Genomic DNA, 18,511 nt, shown 5'->3' with positions numbered 1-18,511 from the left:
TGTTTATTTGCCTGTTTTTATGACGATCGCTCCGTTTGCGCCTCTTACCCCGTATTCACCGGCGTCTTTCAATACTTTTAATTCCGAGACATCTTCGACGGGAATCGTGTTTAGAACAGATAGGTTCATCGGTATACCGTCTACCACTACTAGCGGGTCACTAGGACTGTTTAGGGAAACACTCGCACGGATGCGTACGGAACCATCGGCGAATGTTATGCCACTCATCCTTCGTAGTAGGCAATAGAGATCCCGGCATCCGGTTTTCTGTATCTCTTCTTTATTCATAACGCTTGAGCTTACTATTTTGTTTCGTTCCCTTTCCATAATTTCTTTCAGGGCCTCATCCGGTTCAAAACTACGCTTTGCGTTGAATGTGCTATTCTCTAAAGTAATGGTTATATAATTGTATCCGTTGACTGGGACTTTGACTACATTTCTTGTTTTCTTAATAGTGACGAACAAGGTATCATTCAGGTTAGCCCCCGGGATGGTGAATACGCCATGTTTGTTCGTTTTCACGGTGATCGGATTCTGACTGCCTAGCGTGACCGGATAGCGTTTGATTATTTTATCGCTGATGTCACGCAATACACCGACTAAAGTATCATTCTGTGCCAAAAGTATTTGACTGCTGAATGATAAGATGATGATTGAAAGATAATGTATTGTTTTCATAGCTCAATCTTTTTAGCTGAACATAACACAAAGATAATATAATATTTCTTAAAGGCAGAGTTTTAGGGCAAATTCGTAATAGGTATTATTTTTACGTTTCTATGTGGTCTCATTTGTCGCTAAAATGAGATTACTATAAATGGAAATCATTACATTTGCCAAAATAAAATGAACGGTATGGAATTAGATTTAGCCTATTTGTGTAAGGAGGTTCGAGAAATAGCTCGTGCTTCTGCGACATTCTTAAAAGAAGAACGCCGAAAGTTTGACCGGAACTTAGTAGAGGAAAAAAGTGCTCATAACTATGTATCTTATGTGGATAAAGAATCGGAACGACAGATCATAGAGGCTTTGTCTACTTTGCTACCCGAGGCTGGTTTTATCGCGGAGGAAGGCTCTGGAAGTTTGACCGATGAGGAATATTGTTGGGTAATTGATCCATTGGACGGTACTTCAAACTATATTCATGATATCGCGCCTTATTGCGTGAGTATCGCTTTAAGAAATCGGAAGGAGTTATTGTTAGGAGTAGTCTATGAGGTGTGTAGGGACGAGTGTTTTTATGCAGTGAAAGGTGGTAAGGCTTACTTGGATGGGAATGAGATACATGTATCGGATGTCTCAGTACTGGATAACGCTTTCATTGCGTTGGGTTTCCCTTATAACTCTGATGCTTATCGTCCGGTAGCCGCTCATTTGGTTGATAGGTTGTATGGTTTTGCGGGAGGTACCCGTTTGATGGGATCTGCCGCCGCTGAACTGTGTTATGTGGCAGCAGGACGTTTTGATGCCCGTATAGAGGCCTTTTTAGGCCCTTGGGACGTAGCTGCTGGTGCCTTGATTTTATTGCAGGCCGGAGGAAAAATATCAGATTTCAATGGAGGAGAGAACTGGGCTTCGGGTGAACAGGTAGTTGCCAGCAATGGCAAGGTTCACTCTCTTGTGTTGTCTTTGTTGCCCTAATACTAGAGTAATCCTGCGTATTCTAGTGCTTCTGTGTGTATTTAAAAGGTAAAAGAGTTTAAACTTACTTCTTATTTGCGGGGTGTTTGATCCGTTTTGATTTTCAAAACAGATGGAGGAATACAAATACCCGTAAATCCTTGTATGTGTCTAATTCAGTAAAAATCAAGACTTTTAGGATTAGAGATTTTACTTACATTTGTGGAAAATAAAAATGTTACAGAGTATGAAAAACAATCTATACGTCTTTTTTCTGTTCTTTATTACTGGACTAATGTCATGTAGCCATCACTCAGGTCTATATGAACATGCGGAAAAGATAATGTCCCAACATCCCGATAGCGTTTTAACATTGCTATCAACAATACAAGATGTAAATGATCTTTCAGAAAAGGATCGTGCTATGTACTACCTACTTTTGACAGAAGCTCAAAATAAGACTTATATCAAACCTACTTCAGATTCGTTAATTACAATAGCAGTTGAATTTTTTGATAAAACGGAAGATTGGGAAAGAAAAGCAAAAGCTTGGTATTATAGAGGGAGAATAAACCAAGACCTAGGTGATGCTCTTCATGCGCAGGATTATTATTTGAAAGCGTTACAGGATGAGAGTAAGGTAGAAGATCATGCGCTACTAGGACGAATATATAATAGCATAGGAATGTTATATACATATCAAAATGTGTATGAAAAGGCTCTTCCTTACCAAAGGAAGGCTTTAGATCGCTTTGCTTTAATGCAAGATTCTGTTGGTATATCGTATGTTTTGAGAGATATAGGGAGAACTTTTACTGCTTTAGAAAAGAATGATAGTGCAATAGCATATTATGAACAAGCTCTTCTTGTTTGTAATAATCGTAATAAGCCTTTGGTGTATGGAGAATTAGCCAGTTTGTATATAGATAAAGGAGAATATTTAAAAAGTTATAAATATATACAGAAAGTTTTGAGTTCTCCCTCAAAAAGAATTTTGTTGGATCCTACATATCTTACTTTAGGAAAACTTTTCCATAAAACAAATCAGATAGATTCTGCCTATTTTTATTTACGACTTTGTACAAATAGCCCTATTCTTAAAACACGTGCGGGTGCTTTTTACTATTTGGCGCAATTAGAATTAGAAAAAAAGCATTGGAAGTATTATGCTATCAATCAGATACAATATGAAGAATTGAGAGATTCTATTAATTTGATTAAGCAGACTGAGTCAATTCGTAAAATGGAGAGTTTATATGATTATCATCAAGCTGAATCAAAATTTTTGAAAGCGAAGATTTTGCTTGATAAAATGAAGATAAGATATTTATATATGTGTTTGTTTGGTGGAATTTGTCTGATTTGTGTTGTAATGGGGGCAATATGTGTATATTTTTCTCTGAAAAGAAAAAAGATGAAACTGTGTGAGCAACGAGAAAGACTATTTGCTCTAAAGAAGAAGAGAGACGAAGATCAAATACGTCTTGAGCATAATGAAAAGATGATCCAGTGCTTGGAAAAGCAACTGGAAGAGTCTTCCATGGCCTATACTGAAAAAGATAAAGAACTTATGGCTTTGCAAAAATTAAAATTAGAAGCTGAAAATCAGACTTTAAAATGCGTTAAAACGGAAAAGCAGCTTCTGATTGAGGAATTTTGTATGTCGGATATTTATTATAGATTCCACCTTAAAGAAGAATGGAGGCCTAAAGAAGAGGATTGGGATGAGTTGTTTAAGGCTATAGATAATACATATGACAATTTTACTCATCGTTTAATGGGTGTCGCTCCTAGATTAACGATGACAGAATTGCGGGTTAGCTGTTTAATTAAAGCAAATGTTCCTCCTGTTACTATTGCTATGTTGATTGTGACAACTCCAACTAATGTTTCAATGATAAGGAAACGATTATATGATAAAATTCACTCAGAGAAAGGTTCTTCTGAGAAGTTTGATAAGTTTATACGTGACTTTTAATAGGATTGTGCATAATTTGTGCAATTAGTAATGCCTTGCTTTTTAACTAATCATGCTATGTTTGTTTCACAATTAATACACATTTGTTATGAGAAATGCATTTAAATTTGCTGTTTTAGCAGTTATGTTGTTTTTAGTTCAGTTTTCTTTTGCGGATACTATCCCTACAGAAGGACAATGGAATGAGGAGGATTATTATCGTTCCGTTAACACAAACCGTCCTCCAGTTGCATCAATCGAAGGAGACATCCTTTCCTTGAGCTTTGAAGATGATTTATCAAACTTGACCGTATGTGTCATGAATGATAAAGGAGTGAAAGTCTATGAAGATGTTGTTTCTTCAGAGGCAGGTGGAACTTATTCTTTCTCTTTAGCGGGAGAAGCAAATGGCCAGTATCAGGTTGTGTTGTTACATCGATTGGGACACTTGACCGGTAGCTTTACCTTGGAATAAAAAATTAAGAGGTTTTGTAAGAAGAAAGAGCTGTTAAGCTTCTCGGTAAAATAGGAAGCACAGCTCTTTTTTATTTGGACAACTGTACCATATACGAGTCTTTACTTGAAAACGTATCTATGTACATGTTTTACCACTAAACGTATCATTAATCAGCCGGGAGCCATTCTGTTTATTGTATATTTCTTGAAAATAGGCTTCATTGTAGCCTGCTTTACTATCCATAGAAATAGCGATTAGTATTAATAGAAATTCAAAATACTATGGATACTAATCGGAGTTTGGATAGATACGATTTTATTGTATGTTGATTATTAGGTGTATAGGTAATAGTTTGGAAATATTAGACTTATTGTGCTTTTTAAGAGATCAAATTTGGTGTGGTTGGGCTATTTTTATTTCCAAATGGTGTTATTTCATGACTATATTATAACTTGAAAAATTCATAGTTATGAAATTCACAACTCATAACTATGTTTTGAAAAAAACATAACTATGAAATTTTATAGGATTTAGCTGTTAAAATCAATATGGATTTCCCCCTTGTCTAAGAAATGACAGGACAATACTATTATATATGCCGTTTATTCTGTATTTTTGCCAGAAAAATTAGCAGACATGGCTGAAAGCAAAGTTGAACACCTATTGGATAGCATTCATTTTCCGGAAGACTTGAGACATTTGTCACAGGATAAGTTGGAGCAGGTATGTGCCGATTTGCGTCAATATATTATCGATGTTTTGTCTGAGAATCCCGGCCACCTAGGTGCAAGCCTTGGTACGGTAGAGCTGACAGTCGCCCTTCATTATGTATTCAATACCCCCTATGACCGTATTGTCTGGGATGTCGGGCATCAAGCTTACGGACATAAAATACTTACAGGAAGGAAAGATATTTTCCATACGCTCCGTAAGTTTAAAGGAATTAGTGGCTTCCCTAATCCTGCGGAAAGTGAGTATGACGCTTTTATCGCCGGACACGCCTCAAATTCAATCTCTGCGGCGATGGGTATGTCGGTAGCCTCGGCCTTGAAGAAGGAACTGGATCGCCATGTGATCGCCGTGATCGGGGATGGCGCTATGACCGGAGGACTCGCCTTCGAGGGGTTGAATAATGCGTCTGCCAACCCTAATAATTTGTTGATTATCCTGAATGATAACGATATGGCGATAGATCATAGCGTAGGTGGTCTTAGCCAGTATTTAGTGGATATAACGACGAGTCAAGCCTATAATAAAATGAGATACGATGTGTATCGAGGCTTAAAGAAGATCAAGCTCATCAATAACGATCGCAGGGAAAACATCTTACGTTTTAACAATAGCCTTAAAGCATTGCTTACCCAGCAACATAATTTATTTGAAGGCTTCAGCATCCGTTACTTTGGTCCGGTGGATGGGCATGATGTAAATTATCTGGTGAAGGTATTGAATGATATAAAAGATATGCAAGGCCCTAAGCTGTTGCACATCAAAACGAAAAAAGGAAAAGGCTTTAAACCTGCGGAAGAGTCCGCTACGGAATGGCATGCTCCCGGAAAGTTCAATAAGGAAACCGGCCAGCGTATTATCGTTCGTAAATTAGATGAGCCTCAATTATATCAAGACGTATTCGGTCATACATTGGTAGAGCTTGCGGAGAATGATGAACGTATTGTAGGCGTAACTCCGGCTATGCCTTCCGGTTGCTCGATGACTTATATGATGAAAGCCTTCCCGGATCGTGCGTTTGACGTGGGAATTGCGGAAGGACATTCCGTAACTTTCTCTGCTGGATTAGCTAAGGAGGGAATGATACCTTTCTGCAACGTGTATTCCTCGTTTATGCAGCGTGCGTATGATATGGTTATCCATGATGTAGCTTTGCAAAAACTACATATGGTGATCTGTCTGGATCGTGCGGGATTAGTGGGAGAGGATGGAGCTACACATCATGGCGTGTTTGATTTAGCATATCTTCGTCCGATACCGAATTTGGTAATCGCTTCCCCATTGAATGAGTTGGATTTACGGAATTTGATGTATACAGGCTATGCCGCTTTTGATGGCCCGTTCGTAATCCGTTACCCTAGAGGTAAGGGGGAGATGAAAGATTGGCGTAACGAGATGCAAGTATTGCCTATTGGAAAAGGAAAAAAGTTGCGTGACGGGGATGATATCGCCGTACTTTCTATCGGACCGATCGGAAACGAGGTGATCAAAGCCATCGAGATGGTGAAAGAAGAGAGGGTATCGATAGCCCATTACGATATGATCTACTTGAAACCGTTGGATGAGGAGCTGTTGCATGAGATCGGGCAGAAATATAACCGTATTATTACGGTAGAGAATGGAGTGATAAAAGGAGGTTTTGGTAGCGCTGTCCTTGAGTTTATGGCAGACAATGGCTATACGCCTCATGTAAAGCGTATCGGAGTGCCGGATGCGTTTATCGAGCATGGTTCTATACCGGAACTGTATCAATTATGTGGTATGGATGCCGAGAGTATCGCGAAACAGTTGAAAAAGGAGAATTGATTATTGTCAATTAATAAAATATGAAAATTGTCATAGCCGGTGCGGGAGAAGTAGGTACACATTTAGCGAAAATGTTATCTCAAGAGAATCAGGACATCATTTTGATGGATCCGAATGAGGAACGGCTGAATTTCTCAAAATCTAGCATGGAGATTCTCCCTATGGTCGGGAATCCGACCTCGCTTAGAGATTTGGAGGAGGCGGGGATCAAGAAAGCGGACTTGTTCGTAAGTGTTACTCCCGAGGAGACTACCAATGTAACGGCTTGTATGTTGGCTCATAATCTAGGAGCGCATCGTACGTTGGCCCGAATCAATAATTACGAATATTTATTGCCTAAAAATAAAGAGCTGTTCGAGAAACTGGGAATCAACTCGATGATTTACCCTGAGATGTTGGCGGCTAAGGAGATCGTGACAGCTGTACGCCGTCCGTGGACACGCCAATATTGGGAGCTGTTTGGTGGAGCTTTAATTCTGATAGGTGTTAAAGTTCGGGATAATTCCCGTTTGGTGAACCGGGTATTGGCCGAATTGCTAAATGAGCAGAAGCTATATCATATCGTCGCTATTAAGCGAAAGAACGAGACGATAATCCCCCGTGGTACGGACCGGATAGAGTCTGGTGACATCGTGTTCTTTACGACGACCCGATCTCATATAGAGGATGTGCGCTTACTGGCCGGGAAGAAAGATCCGGAAGTAAAGAAGGTTATTATTATGGGAGGAAGCCGTATCGCTATCCGTGCTTGCCAATATTTACCTAATAACATCCGGGTAAAAGTAATTGAGGCTAATAAAGAGAAAAGTCATCGAATCGCTGAGGTAGTGCCTAGTAATGTCTTGATTATAAACGGAGACGGCCGTGATACTGATTTGTTGATGCAAGAAGGCATCAAGGATGCGCAGACTTTTATAGCTTTGACGGAAAATTCCAGCACGAATATATTGGCATGTCTGGCCGCTAAGCGTTTAGGTGTGTTTAAGACAATCGCTAAGATTGAGAATATCGATTATATCCAATTGGCGGAAAGTATGGACATCGGTTCGGTTATCAACAAAAAGCTGATAGCGGCCAGCCATATCTATCAATTTCTTTTGGATGCGGATGTCTCTAACGTGAAATGTTTGACCTTTGCGAATGCGGATGTGGCGGAGTTGGTGGCTCGCCCGGATTCAAAGATTACCAAGAAACAAGTCAAGGATCTCCGTCTGCCGAAAGATATGACTCTCGGTGGGTTGATTCGTGACGGTGAACCTATGATGATCAAGGGTGATACTCAGATACAGGCATACGATCATGTTGTCGTATTCTGCTTGGATACGGCTATGCGTAAGCTGGAGGACTACTTTAACTAGTTGATAGTTATGTTGAACGTACGTTTTATAGTGAAGATGCTAGGGGTGATGTTCATCCTTGAGACTTTTTTTATGCTGGCTGCTACCGTCGTAGCCTTCCTTTATCGGGGGAGTGATGTATATCCGCTTCTTATTTCAAGCGGAATCTTATTCGGGACCGGTTTTTTGTTCTACTCTATGGGCTTTAAGGCGAATGAACACTCGGCCGGCCGGCGGGAAGGAATGTTGATCGTGACATTGACATGGATTTTATTCTCTTTATTTGGAATGTTACCATTCTATATAGGAGGATATATAGATAATGTGACCGATGCCTTTTTCGAGACCATGTCCGGATTTACGACTACAGGCTCTACTATTTTAACGAATATAGAAGCGTTGCCTAAAGGTATCTTATTCTGGCGGAGTCTTACACAGTGGCAGGGAGGTATCGGTATGGTCGTATTCACCGTGGCTTTGATGCCTATTTTCGGGGGTGGTGCCTCGCAGATGTTTGATGCCGAAACGCCCGGTATAACCCATGAACGTTTTCGTCCTCGTATTACGCAAGTCGCTAAACGCCTGTGGGGGGTGTATGTTTTTCTGACACTTTTTTTAGTCGGCCTTTTATGGGCTGGTCCGATGAATTTGTATGATGCGGTAAATCATGCGTTCACGGCTATATCTACTGGTGGATATTCAACCAAAAACGCAAGTATCGCTTATTGGAATTCCTCTTATATAGAGTATGTAATAACTATTTTCATGTTTATCGGAGCTACCAATATGACATTGGTTTATTTCTGTTTTAATGGAAATGTGAAGAAATTGATTAAAGATGAGGAGTTTCGCTGGTTTTTCTTTTTTGTTTTAGGCGCTATTATCGTTGTCATGGTGTGGATCTTGTACCTTGGATTCGCCTCGGATGTAGAGAATGCGTTCCGTAAGGCGGCTTTCCAAGTGGTGACCTTGGTTTCTACCTGTGGATTCGCTACGGATGACTATATTCCTTGGGGACCGTTTTTCTGGTTTATCGCATTGATCTTGATGTTTATTTGTGGATGCGCCGGATCTACTTGCGGTGGCTTGAAGATGGGACGCTTCGTTATTTTAACGAAGAATCTCTCCAATGAATTTAAGAAACAGACACATCCCCATGCGGTGATTCCAGTACGAATGAACGGGCATGTCGTATCTGGTGATATCGTACATCGTGTGTTAGCTTTTGTGTTCGCTTATATTACGTTAATCGTGGTGAGCTGTTTGGCTTTATCTTTGGATGGGATGGGATTTTCGGAGGCGATTGGTGCCGCTGTTTCTGCTATAAGTAACGTAGGGCCCGGCTTGGGAACGCTTGGTCCGGTAAGTAATTTTGCGGATGTTCCCACGGTGTCGAAATGGTTTCTGTCTTTTTTGATGTTAACAGGGCGTCTGGAGATATTTACGGTATTAACGATATTAGTCCCCGGTTTTTGGAAACAGTAAAATTATTGAAAATGAAAAGTATACAGGTCATTGCTAGTCTGCTGTGTGGTATTCTGTATTGTGGGATTTCTTTAAATGCCCAGAATGTATTGAAAGCAACAGGTTGGATGCCAGAGCACACATTTACTTCCGGAATAGAAGGTCCGGCTGTAGATAGCGAAGGAAATTTATATGCCGTAAATTATAAGAAAGAAGGGACGATCGGTATTGTACGCCCAGATGGTAGCCATGGCTGTTTTCTCGTTTTGCCGGAAGGATCTACCGGGAATAGTATCCGCTTCGGGAAAGACGGAAATATGTACGTGGCGGATTATACAGGGCATAATATCTTAAAAGTGGATATGAAATCTAAGAAGATCAGTGTATTCGCTCATGAGCCAAAGATGAATCAACCAAACGATATTGTATTTGCCTCCAATGGAAATATCTATGCGAGTGACCCGGATTGGCCGAATCAAAAAGGCCAACTTTGGTTGATTACCCCGGATGCGAAAGTCTCCTTATTGGAGACGAATATGGGAACGACTAATGGCATCGCTGTGAGTGAGGATGGTAAACGCTTGTACATTAATGAATCTGCTCAATTAAAAGTCTGGGTATATGATATATGCCCGGATGGTACTTTAAGGAATAAACGTCTATTTCATACTTTTGAGGGGTACGGTATGGATGGTATGAAGTGTGACGAGAAAGGAAATCTTTATATTTGCCGTTATGATAAGGGTACTATAGCTTTGTTAAATCCGCAAGGAGATTTAGTTGAAGAGATTCAATTGACAGGAAAGCAGCCGTCTAACTTAACATTTGGAGGACCTGATCATCGTCAATGTTATGTGACATTGCAGGATCGGGGTTGTTTTGAAACCTTTAAGGTTCCTTATCCGGGAAAAGAATGGTAACCCGATATACGTTTTTGATTAATTTTGCGTTATAATAGGTACGGAATATTAAAAAGATATATAGATGATAGAATATATAAAGGGTGAAATCGTGGAACTTACACCTACACGTATGATTTTGGAGTGTGGTGGTATAGGCTACGAGCTGAATATATCCTTGAATACATATAGTGCGTTTGGGAACAAGACTACCGGAAAAATATATATATATGAGGTAATCCGGGAAGATGCTCATTTACTATTTGGCTTTGCCGAGAAAATCGAAAGGGAGTTGTTCCTTTTGCTTACTTCCGTTTCTGGAGTGGGACCGAATACCGCACGCATGATCCTTTCTTCTCTACCGCCATCCGAATTGGTTCAAGTGATCGGTTCGAAGAATGAGGCCGCATTGACTGCCGTGAAAGGGATTGGTTTGAAGACGGCCCAGCGTATCTTGGTAGATTTGAAAAATAAGGTGAAACCTATGGAGAGTATGGCCGGAAACTTGCCGGAGGCATCAGTCTCTAATGGAGCGGTAACCGAGGAGGCCGTAGCCGCATTGGTTATGTTAGGTTTCCAGAAAGCGGCTTCGCAAAAAGCGGTATCCGCTATTTTGAAAGGCTCGCCCACTTTAGCTGTGGAACAAGTAATTAAAACTGCGCTTAGAATGCTTTGATAATTGACAATTGAGGATTAACGATTAACAATTGACAATTAAATGAGAAAATGAGAAAACGAATACTGAAATATTCCATATGGATCGTTGTATTATTGTTTGGTGTCGGCTTGTATTCGCTGAATGCTGATTACCTTGCGTATACATCATCTTTGCCGGAATTGGAGTTGCTGGAAGCTCCGGAGGATACGATTCCTCCCCGTTATCCGGTAGCTAAAACTACACCGGAGGAATATCAAGATATCGTGAAACAATCACCTGCCGATTTGCGTGATCCGGAGAATGTCAAGACTACGATTGAGTATGATTTAAAGACGAATACGTATATTGTCCGTACGAAATTAGGCGATATGGAGATTGGTACGCCGATGAGTTTAACCCCAGCGGAATACCAAGATTATTCTATGCAACAATCACTTCGTTCCTATTTCCGCCAAAAGAACGAGGAAGAATTCCAAAAAGCTACGAATAAACAGTTTAACTTAACCGATATGCAGTTTAATATCGGTGCGGCGGAACGTATTTTCGGCCCCGGTGGAGTACGTGTAAGAACACAAGGTTCGGCCGAGATCACGATGGGATTGAAGACGAATAAGAATAATGATCCTTCTCTTCCGGAGCGTTCCCGTAAACGTACTTTCTTCAATTTTGACGAGAGTGTGCAGTTAAATGTACAAGCCTCGGTGGGTAGCAAGGTGAATTTCGGAATGAATTACAATACCGAGACCTCTTTTGATTTCGATTCCAAGAAATTGAAGTTGGCGTATACGGGCGAGGAGGATGAGATTATCAAATCGTTGGAAGCCGGTAACGTGAGCATGAATACCAGCAACTCCTTGATTAATGGAGGTGCGGCTTTATTTGGTATGAAAGCGGATTTACAATTTGGTAAGTTGCGAGTGAACGCCTTGTTTGCCCAGCAGGAATCTGAATCCAAGACGGTTAGCTCAAAAGGGGGCGTGCAGACGAAGCCCTTCGAGATCAAGGTGGATGAATACGACGAGAACCGTCACTTCTTCTTGGGCCATTATTTCTATGATAACTACGATAAGTTTATGGAGTCTTTGCCTACCGTCACCTCCGGTATCGAGATCTCTAAGATAGAAGTGTGGGTGACCAATAAACGAGGTAATTATGACCAGTCCCGCAATATCGTAGCTTTCACTGATTTGGGAGAAAATGAATCTCGTAATATCGGTAATACAGCCTTGGTAATGCCTTCCGGAACGGATAGGCGTCCGAATAATTCCGCAAACAATTTATATACGACTTTAACCACTCAATTTACGGGTGCCCGTAAGATTAATATGGTGAATGATGCTTTGAAAGGTGCCATGGAGGGAGGACGGGATTTTGAGAAAATCGAGAGTGCCCGTTTGCTAGAGTCGTCTGAGTATACATTAAACAAGAAATTGGGTTATATTTCTTTGAGGACTCAGTTACAGGCTGATGAGGTATTGGGTGTCGCTTTTAGTTTTATCTATAATGGCAAGACCTATCAAGTCGGTGAGTTCTCTACGGATAATAAAGAGAATACGAGTGACTGTATTTATGTGAAGTTGCTAAAGGGCATCACGATGTCGCCTGATATGATGTTCTGGGACTTGATGATGAAGAACGTATACTCATTGGGTGCTTATTCGGTGCAGAAAGAGAAGTTTAAGTTGAACGTTACCTACCAGAGCGATTCTACCGGTACGTATGTAAACTATCTTCCGGAAGGTAATTGTGCGAATCAAATCTTGATTCGGGTATTAGGGCTGGATCGCTTGGATACCTATGACAATCCGAATCCGGATGGCTTCTTCGATTTTATTGACGGTTATACGATACAGGCGGAGACCGGTAAGATTATATTCCCTTGTGTACAACCTTTCGGCTCGAAATTACGGGAAAAGGTAGGTAATGCCTATGCCAGTAAATATGTATTCCAAGAGTTGTATGACTCGACATTAACTGTTGCTCGCCAGATCGCCGAGAAAAATAAATTCCTTTTAAGTGGTGAGTATAAAGCCTCGTCGGGTTCGGAGATCGACTTGGGAGCTACTAACGTGGCCCGTGGGTCTGTACGTGTCACGGCAGGAGGAGCTACACTGACAGAGAATGTGGATTATACGGTAGATTACAGTTTAGGACGTGTGACGATCTTGAATGAGAGCATCATATCTAGTGGAACACCCGTTAGCGTATCTCTGGAGAACCAGTCTACTTTTAATATGCAGCGAAAGACGATGATCGGGTTAGACTTGAATTACCAGTTCAATAAGGACTTCATGGTCGGTGCCACGGTTATGCATATGTCGGAAATGCCTCTTACGGTAAAAACCACTTTGGGAGATGAGTCTATAAAGAATACTTTATGGGGCTTGAATACCTCTTATAAAGCAGAGAGCCAGTGGTTGACAAACGTATTTGATAAGTTACCCTTGTTGACATTGACCAAACCTAGCCAAATCTCATTCAATGCGGAATTCGCTCATTTAATAGCGGGACATTATGAGAATCAATATACGGGTGGTTACTCTTATTTGGATGACTTCGAGTCTACACAAAGTGGTATGGATCTTTTGAACCCGTATGCTTGGAACTTGGCGAGTACCCCCTATGAAGATTCGAATCCTAAATTTCCGGAAGCGGAGAAGGTGAACGATATCGCTTATGGTAAAAACAGAGCTTTGTTGGCTTGGTATACGGTAGACGGAATCTTCACACGTAAGAGTTCCTCTTCCCGCCCTCGACATCTTACGAATGATGATTTATCGAATCATTACACCCGTGGAGTCAGTTATAAAGAGATCTTCCCGAATAAAGAGTTGGGAACCAATGATAATACGACTTTGCCTGTATTAAACCTCGCTTTTTACCCGAATGAGCGTGGTCCGTATAACCTAGATGCGGAAAATGTAAACTCGGACGGTACGTTGGGTAATCCGGAAAAACGTTGGGGCGGTGTAATGCGTAAGATCGAGCCTAGCGATTTGGAATCTGCCAATTATGAATATATCGAATTCTGGCTTTTAGACCCGTATCTTGAGGACGAGACAGCCGAAGGTGGTGACCTATACTTTAACTTGGGTGAGATTTCCGAGGATATTTTGAAAGATGAGCGGAAATTCTTTGAGAATGGCATGCCTGTGGACGGTGATATGTCGAAAGTTGATACGACTGTTTGGGGTAAGGTTCCTCGCACGCAAAGTACGGGATATGCGTTTGATGCCCAAAATCGTGAGTTGCAAGATGTCGGTTTGAACGGTCTTTCTACGGAGGAAGAGCAGACTTTCCCTACGTATGCGGATTATTTGAATAAATTGAGGGCGAAACTATCCGGTGAGACCATCTCTAAGATGATGGATGATCCATTTTCTCCTTTTAACGATCCTGCCGGGGATAATTATCATTATTTCCGTGGGGATGATTACGATGCTAAGGAGTTGGATATTTTATCTCGCTATAAACGATATAACGGTACAGAGGGAAACTCACAAGAATCCGATCAAAGATATGCTACAGCCGGAAAGAGTACACCGGATGTGGAAGATATCAATGGCGATAATACGTTGAATGAGACAGAGAAATATTTTGAGTACAAGATCTCTCTCCGTCCAAAAGATTTGCAGGTCGGTGTAAATAACATCGTCGATGAGCGTACTCCGGAAGTAACCTTGATGAATGGTGATAAGGAGAAAGTAAAATGGTATCTATTTAAGATTCCTATTAAAGATTATGAGAAGAGGGTTGGAGCGATCCGGGATTTCAAGACTGTCCGTTTCATGCGTATGTATATGACAGGATTCCGTAAGTCTACGGTTCTGCGTTTTGGTACCTTGGAACTGGTCCGTGGTGATTGGCGTACTTATACGCAGGATTTGTCAAATCCTCTTGTTCCGCCAAAGTCTGATGGACAGATAGTCGTATCTTCTGTGAATATAGAGGAGAACGGGCAGCGTCAGCCGGTCAACTATGTGTTGCCTCCGGGTATTAGCCGTATGTTCGATTCCAGCCAGCCTCAGTTGCTTCAACAGAACGAGCAGGCATTGTCTATGAAGATAACGGATTTATCTCCTGCGGATGCACGTGCGGTTTATAAATCTACCGCTTATGACCTTCGCCGGTATAAACGATTACAAATGTTCGCTCATGCGGAAGCGCCGATTGATGAGAGCAAGACTTTGTCGAATGGTGATTTCTCTGTATTTATTCGTTTAGGTTCTGACTATAAGAATAATTATTATGAGTATGAGGTACCTTTGGATCTGACTCCCCATAGTACTATTCTTTATAATACGAACAATAGCGCGGATCAAGAAAAAGTATGGCCTTTAAATAATACCTTGAATTTTAAATTGGAGACGCTGACCGACTTGAAGTTGGAGCGAAATAAATTGAAACGTCAAGGACAGGGAAATATAAGCTACCAAAAGGTTTATTCGAAAAATGATCCGGATAATACGCGTAATAAAATCAGTATCATCGGTAACCCTAGCTTAGCGGAGGTGAAAGTGATCATGATCGGCGTACGTAATAATACGGGTGATATCAAGAGCGGTGAGGTCTGGGTAAACGAACTTCGTATGACCGATTTCGATGAGAAAGGTGGTTGGGCCGCTAATGCGAATCTGAACGTCGCTTTATCCGATTTGGGTACGGTCAATGTAAGTGGACGAATGGAAACCGCCGGCTTTGGTGCGTTGGATCAGTCGCTGGCCGAACGTCGGATGGATGATTATTCGCAATATAGTGTGGCGACCTCGATTGAGTTGGGTAAGTTGTTCCCTGAGAAAGCAAAGGTTAGCATACCTTTTTACTATGCTTATTCGAAAGAGACTACAACTCCTGAGTATGATCCGTTGAATGAGGATATTAAGCTTTCGGACGCTTTGGATGCGGTAGAGACCCAAGCCGAGAAAGACTCTATCAAGAGTTATTCTTTGGACCAGACCACGATTAAGAGCGTCTCTTTCAATAACGTAAAGGTGGATATCCGTAGTAAGAATCCGATGCCGTATGATCCGGCTAACTTCTCGTTAGGTTACTCTTATAGCCAGAACAGTAAGAAGAATCCGGAGACCGAATATGAGACAACCAAGGATTACCGGGGTAATTTCGCTTATAATTATACGCCTTACGTGAAACCGTTCCGACCCTTCGAGAAGCTGAAGAAGAATAATGGATATACAAAATATATCAAGCAATTCGGACTGAATTACGTCCCGTCGAATATTAGTTTCCAGACGGCGATGATGCGGAATTACTATGAGATTAAGCTAAGGGATTTGACAAGTTCTACGGATGGAGGTAACCAGTTGCTCTCATTCAGTCACAATTTCTTGTGGGACCGTGCCTTCAGTTTGCGTTGGGACTTTACGAATAATCTGAGCATGACGTTTACTTCCGGTACGAATGCCCGCATCGAGGAACCGAATGTTCAAGTGAATAAGAAATTGAATCCGGATGATTATCAGGTATGGAAGGATTCCGTGAAGCAAAGTATCCGTGATTTGGGTACTCCTTTGAAATATGACCAAACGTTTAATGTCACTTGGAATATGCCATTGCAATTCATACCGGCATTAGACTGGGTAAATAGTTCATTGACTTATAATGCCACGTACAACTGGGATCGTGGAGCCAATGTCGCTAGTATTGAGTTGGAACAGGGTAATATAATAAAGAACCAACGTCAATTTGACTGGCAGGGTAGTTTCAATTTGCAGTCATTGTACAATAAGAATAAATATCTGAAGAAGATCAACCAGAAATTTATGGCCTCTTCCCGGGTAAGCGCTCGTCAACCGGAGAAAAAGAAGAAAGAGGTGAAACTAGAGAAAGAGATCCAATTGAGCCCGGATAGTGGAACGATCGTGCAGCATGGAATGTTTACGAAGAAGGTTCGTATCACGGCACGTGGAGCGGACGGGAAGGTCTATTCAATTAAATACAAGCCGATCAATTACGCCCAAGTCATGATCTTGAATAAGGATACGGCCCGTTTGAAGCTGACAATCGTGCCCGGTCCTCAGCCTTTGGAAGGAACCTTGACGAAAGTCGCTGAGTATAGTAGCCGTTTCTTGATGATGGTACGTCGGGTAAACATACAATATTCGTTGATAGACGGTATGATGTTGAGTGGTTACGCTCCGGAGGTTGGCGATATGTTCGGACAACGGCGTACAGGAACTTTGGCTCCGGGACTCGGTTTTGCTTTTGGAGCGGTAAGAAGGAGCTTTATCGACGAGGCGGACGAGCGGGGCTGGCTGGTAAAGAATGAGAATATGACGACTCCCGCCATGATCAATAGCGCGAAGAATCTTACGATTCGTGCGAATCTAGAACCTATAGCCGGCTTGAAGATTGATTTGAACGCAAACCGGGTAGATACCCGTAGTACCGATATCTATTATATGCAAGACGGTATGCCCGAGCAGATGGGAGGTAGCTTCACGATGACTACGATTGCCTTGGGGAGCGCTTTCGGCGGCAGCGGAAACGCTAATAACGGTTATTCCTCGAAAGCGTTCGATAAATTTATCGCTCATCGTAGCGTGATCGCCCAGCGTTTGATGGATACCTATTCCGGTACGGTTTATCCGAGCTCCGGTTTTATGGCGGGGCATGCTTTAGCGGGAAAACCTTATGATCCAGCCGTAGGGGGAGGCGTAAGCCTGAATTCCATGGAGGTATTGGTACCTGCTTTCTTGGCGGCTTATACGGGTAAGGACCCGAATAAGGTAGGCTTGTCAGCCTTCCCGTCTGTTAAGAGCCTGCTACCGAACTGGCGTGTTACGTATGATGGCTTGATCCGTATACCGGTTATCCGCAAATACTTTAAGAGTATGATGTTAAGTCATCAATATCGTTGTTCCTATAGCGTAGGTGCGTTTTCCTCCTTCTTGGATTGGGTAGATGCCGGGCAGGATGGTTTGGGATATATCCGCGATATCCAGACAGGTAATCCTACGCCGTCGTCTCCTTATGATATAGCGGCCGTGAGTATCACGGAAGGATTCAGCCCGTTGTTTGGTGTGGACGCTACTTTATTGAATAATATAACAGGTAAATTTGAGTTGCGCAAGACTCGTAACTTAAGCTTGAATATTTCCTCTTACCAATTGGTGGAAGCGCTTTCCAACGAATTCGTGATAGGAGTAGGATATAAGTTGACTGAGTTTAACAAGGTGTTGAAAATGAAAAAGACACGCGACTTCAGTAATGATCTTACGATCCGCTTAGATTTCTCTTACCGTAAAATGCAATCGTTGATCCGTAAGATTGAGGATCAGTTTACGCAGGCTACCAGCGGGAATATCGCCAAGACCATCCAGTTCTCCGCGGATTACGGGTTAAGTCGTGCCTTGACATTGAGAGCGTTCTATGATTTACAGATCAATGAGCCGATCGTGTCCACATCTTCTTACCCGACATCGAACTCGAACTATGGTATTAGTTTACGGTTCTCCTTAGCGCAATAAAAAGAGTATAGTCTATTTACAGGACTTCTTGGTCTGTTTTTAAATACCTGTCTAGCGGTATGGAATAAACCTTTATATTTGTGCGAAATATAATTTG

At 41.7% G+C, this 18,511-nt stretch carries 10 protein-coding genes; 9 read left to right on the top strand and 1 reads right to left on the bottom strand.

Annotated elements, in window-relative coordinates:
* Positions 1-3 precede the first annotated feature (3 nt).
* Positions 4-678, bottom strand: a complete 675-nt coding sequence (locus tag BDI_RS13335) for a TonB-dependent receptor (RefSeq protein WP_011966937.1) — start codon at positions 676-678, stop codon at positions 4-6.
* A 177-nt stretch (positions 679-855) separates the two neighbouring features.
* On the opposite strand from BDI_RS13335, the gene BDI_RS13330 reads away from it, so the two are divergent.
* The 9 genes from BDI_RS13330 (at position 856) to sprA (ending at position 18,414) form a co-directional block, all read left to right on the top strand.
* On the top strand, positions 856-1,641 hold the full coding sequence (locus BDI_RS13330; protein ID WP_008780640.1) for an inositol monophosphatase family protein: 786 nt from the start codon (positions 856-858) through the stop codon (positions 1,639-1,641).
* Between the two features lie 226 nt (positions 1,642-1,867).
* The gene (locus tag BDI_RS13325) at positions 1,868-3,598 is read left to right on the top strand and encodes a tetratricopeptide repeat protein (protein ID WP_008780641.1); all 1,731 of its coding nucleotides are present in this window, start codon (positions 1,868-1,870) and stop codon (positions 3,596-3,598) included.
* 88 nt (positions 3,599-3,686) lie between these two features.
* Complete coding sequence (locus BDI_RS13320; protein WP_008780642.1) at positions 3,687-4,052, top strand: DUF3244 domain-containing protein; 366 nt, start codon at positions 3,687-3,689, stop codon at positions 4,050-4,052.
* Positions 4,053-4,670: 618 nt separating this feature from the next.
* Positions 4,671-6,569: a 1-deoxy-D-xylulose-5-phosphate synthase gene (dxs, locus tag BDI_RS13315; protein ID WP_008780643.1), complete on the top strand. Its 1,899-nt coding sequence runs from the start codon at positions 4,671-4,673 to the stop codon at positions 6,567-6,569.
* A 20-nt stretch (positions 6,570-6,589) separates the two neighbouring features.
* On the top strand, positions 6,590-7,927 hold the full coding sequence (gene trkA / locus BDI_RS13310) for a Trk system potassium transporter TrkA (RefSeq protein ID WP_005861043.1): 1,338 nt from the start codon (positions 6,590-6,592) through the stop codon (positions 7,925-7,927).
* Positions 7,928-7,936: 9 nt separating this feature from the next.
* Positions 7,937-9,391, top strand: coding sequence for a TrkH family potassium uptake protein (locus BDI_RS13305; protein ID WP_008780644.1), 1,455 nt, complete (start codon positions 7,937-7,939; stop codon positions 9,389-9,391).
* Positions 9,392-9,402: 11 nt separating this feature from the next.
* A complete protein-coding gene (locus BDI_RS13300) occupies positions 9,403-10,290 on the top strand; it encodes an SMP-30/gluconolactonase/LRE family protein (protein ID WP_005861047.1) in 888 nt (295 codons plus the stop codon).
* A 64-nt stretch (positions 10,291-10,354) separates the two neighbouring features.
* Positions 10,355-10,945 carry a Holliday junction branch migration protein RuvA gene (ruvA, locus tag BDI_RS13295; protein ID WP_005866654.1) on the top strand — a complete coding sequence of 197 codons (591 nt, stop codon included), beginning with the start codon at positions 10,355-10,357 and terminating at the stop codon, positions 10,943-10,945.
* A gap of 50 nt (positions 10,946-10,995) precedes the next feature.
* Complete coding sequence (sprA, locus tag BDI_RS13290; RefSeq protein ID WP_005861051.1) at positions 10,996-18,414, top strand: cell surface protein SprA; 7,419 nt, start codon at positions 10,996-10,998, stop codon at positions 18,412-18,414.
* The last annotated feature ends 97 nt before the right edge of the window (positions 18,415-18,511 follow it).

The organism is Parabacteroides distasonis ATCC 8503 (assembly GCF_000012845.1).
GTDB classification, from domain to species: Bacteria; Bacteroidota; Bacteroidia; order Bacteroidales; family Tannerellaceae; genus Parabacteroides; species Parabacteroides distasonis.
This window is presented reverse-complemented; position numbering and strand designations above follow the sequence as displayed.

Bases quoted from the DNA above. Each gene is read 5' to 3' on its own strand.
- BDI_RS13330 (WP_008780640.1), top strand. From the start codon at position 856: ATGGAATTAGATTTAGCCTATTTGTGTAAGGAGGTTCGAGAAATAGCT.
- BDI_RS13305 (WP_008780644.1), top strand. From the start codon at position 7,937: ATGTTGAACGTACGTTTTATAGTGAAGATGCTAGGGGTGATGTTCATC.
- sprA (WP_005861051.1), top strand. From the start codon at position 10,996: ATGAGAAAACGAATACTGAAATATTCCATATGGATCGTTGTATTATTG.
- BDI_RS13300 (WP_005861047.1), top strand. From the start codon at position 9,403: ATGAAAAGTATACAGGTCATTGCTAGTCTGCTGTGTGGTATTCTGTAT.
- BDI_RS13320 (WP_008780642.1), top strand. From the start codon at position 3,687: ATGAGAAATGCATTTAAATTTGCTGTTTTAGCAGTTATGTTGTTTTTA.
- BDI_RS13325 (WP_008780641.1), top strand. From the start codon at position 1,868: ATGAAAAACAATCTATACGTCTTTTTTCTGTTCTTTATTACTGGACTA.
- dxs (WP_008780643.1), top strand. From the start codon at position 4,671: ATGGCTGAAAGCAAAGTTGAACACCTATTGGATAGCATTCATTTTCCG.
- BDI_RS13335 (WP_011966937.1), bottom strand. From the start codon at position 678: ATGAAAACAATACATTATCTTTCAATCATCATCTTATCATTCAGCAGT.
- ruvA (WP_005866654.1), top strand. From the start codon at position 10,355: ATGATAGAATATATAAAGGGTGAAATCGTGGAACTTACACCTACACGT.
- trkA (WP_005861043.1), top strand. From the start codon at position 6,590: ATGAAAATTGTCATAGCCGGTGCGGGAGAAGTAGGTACACATTTAGCG.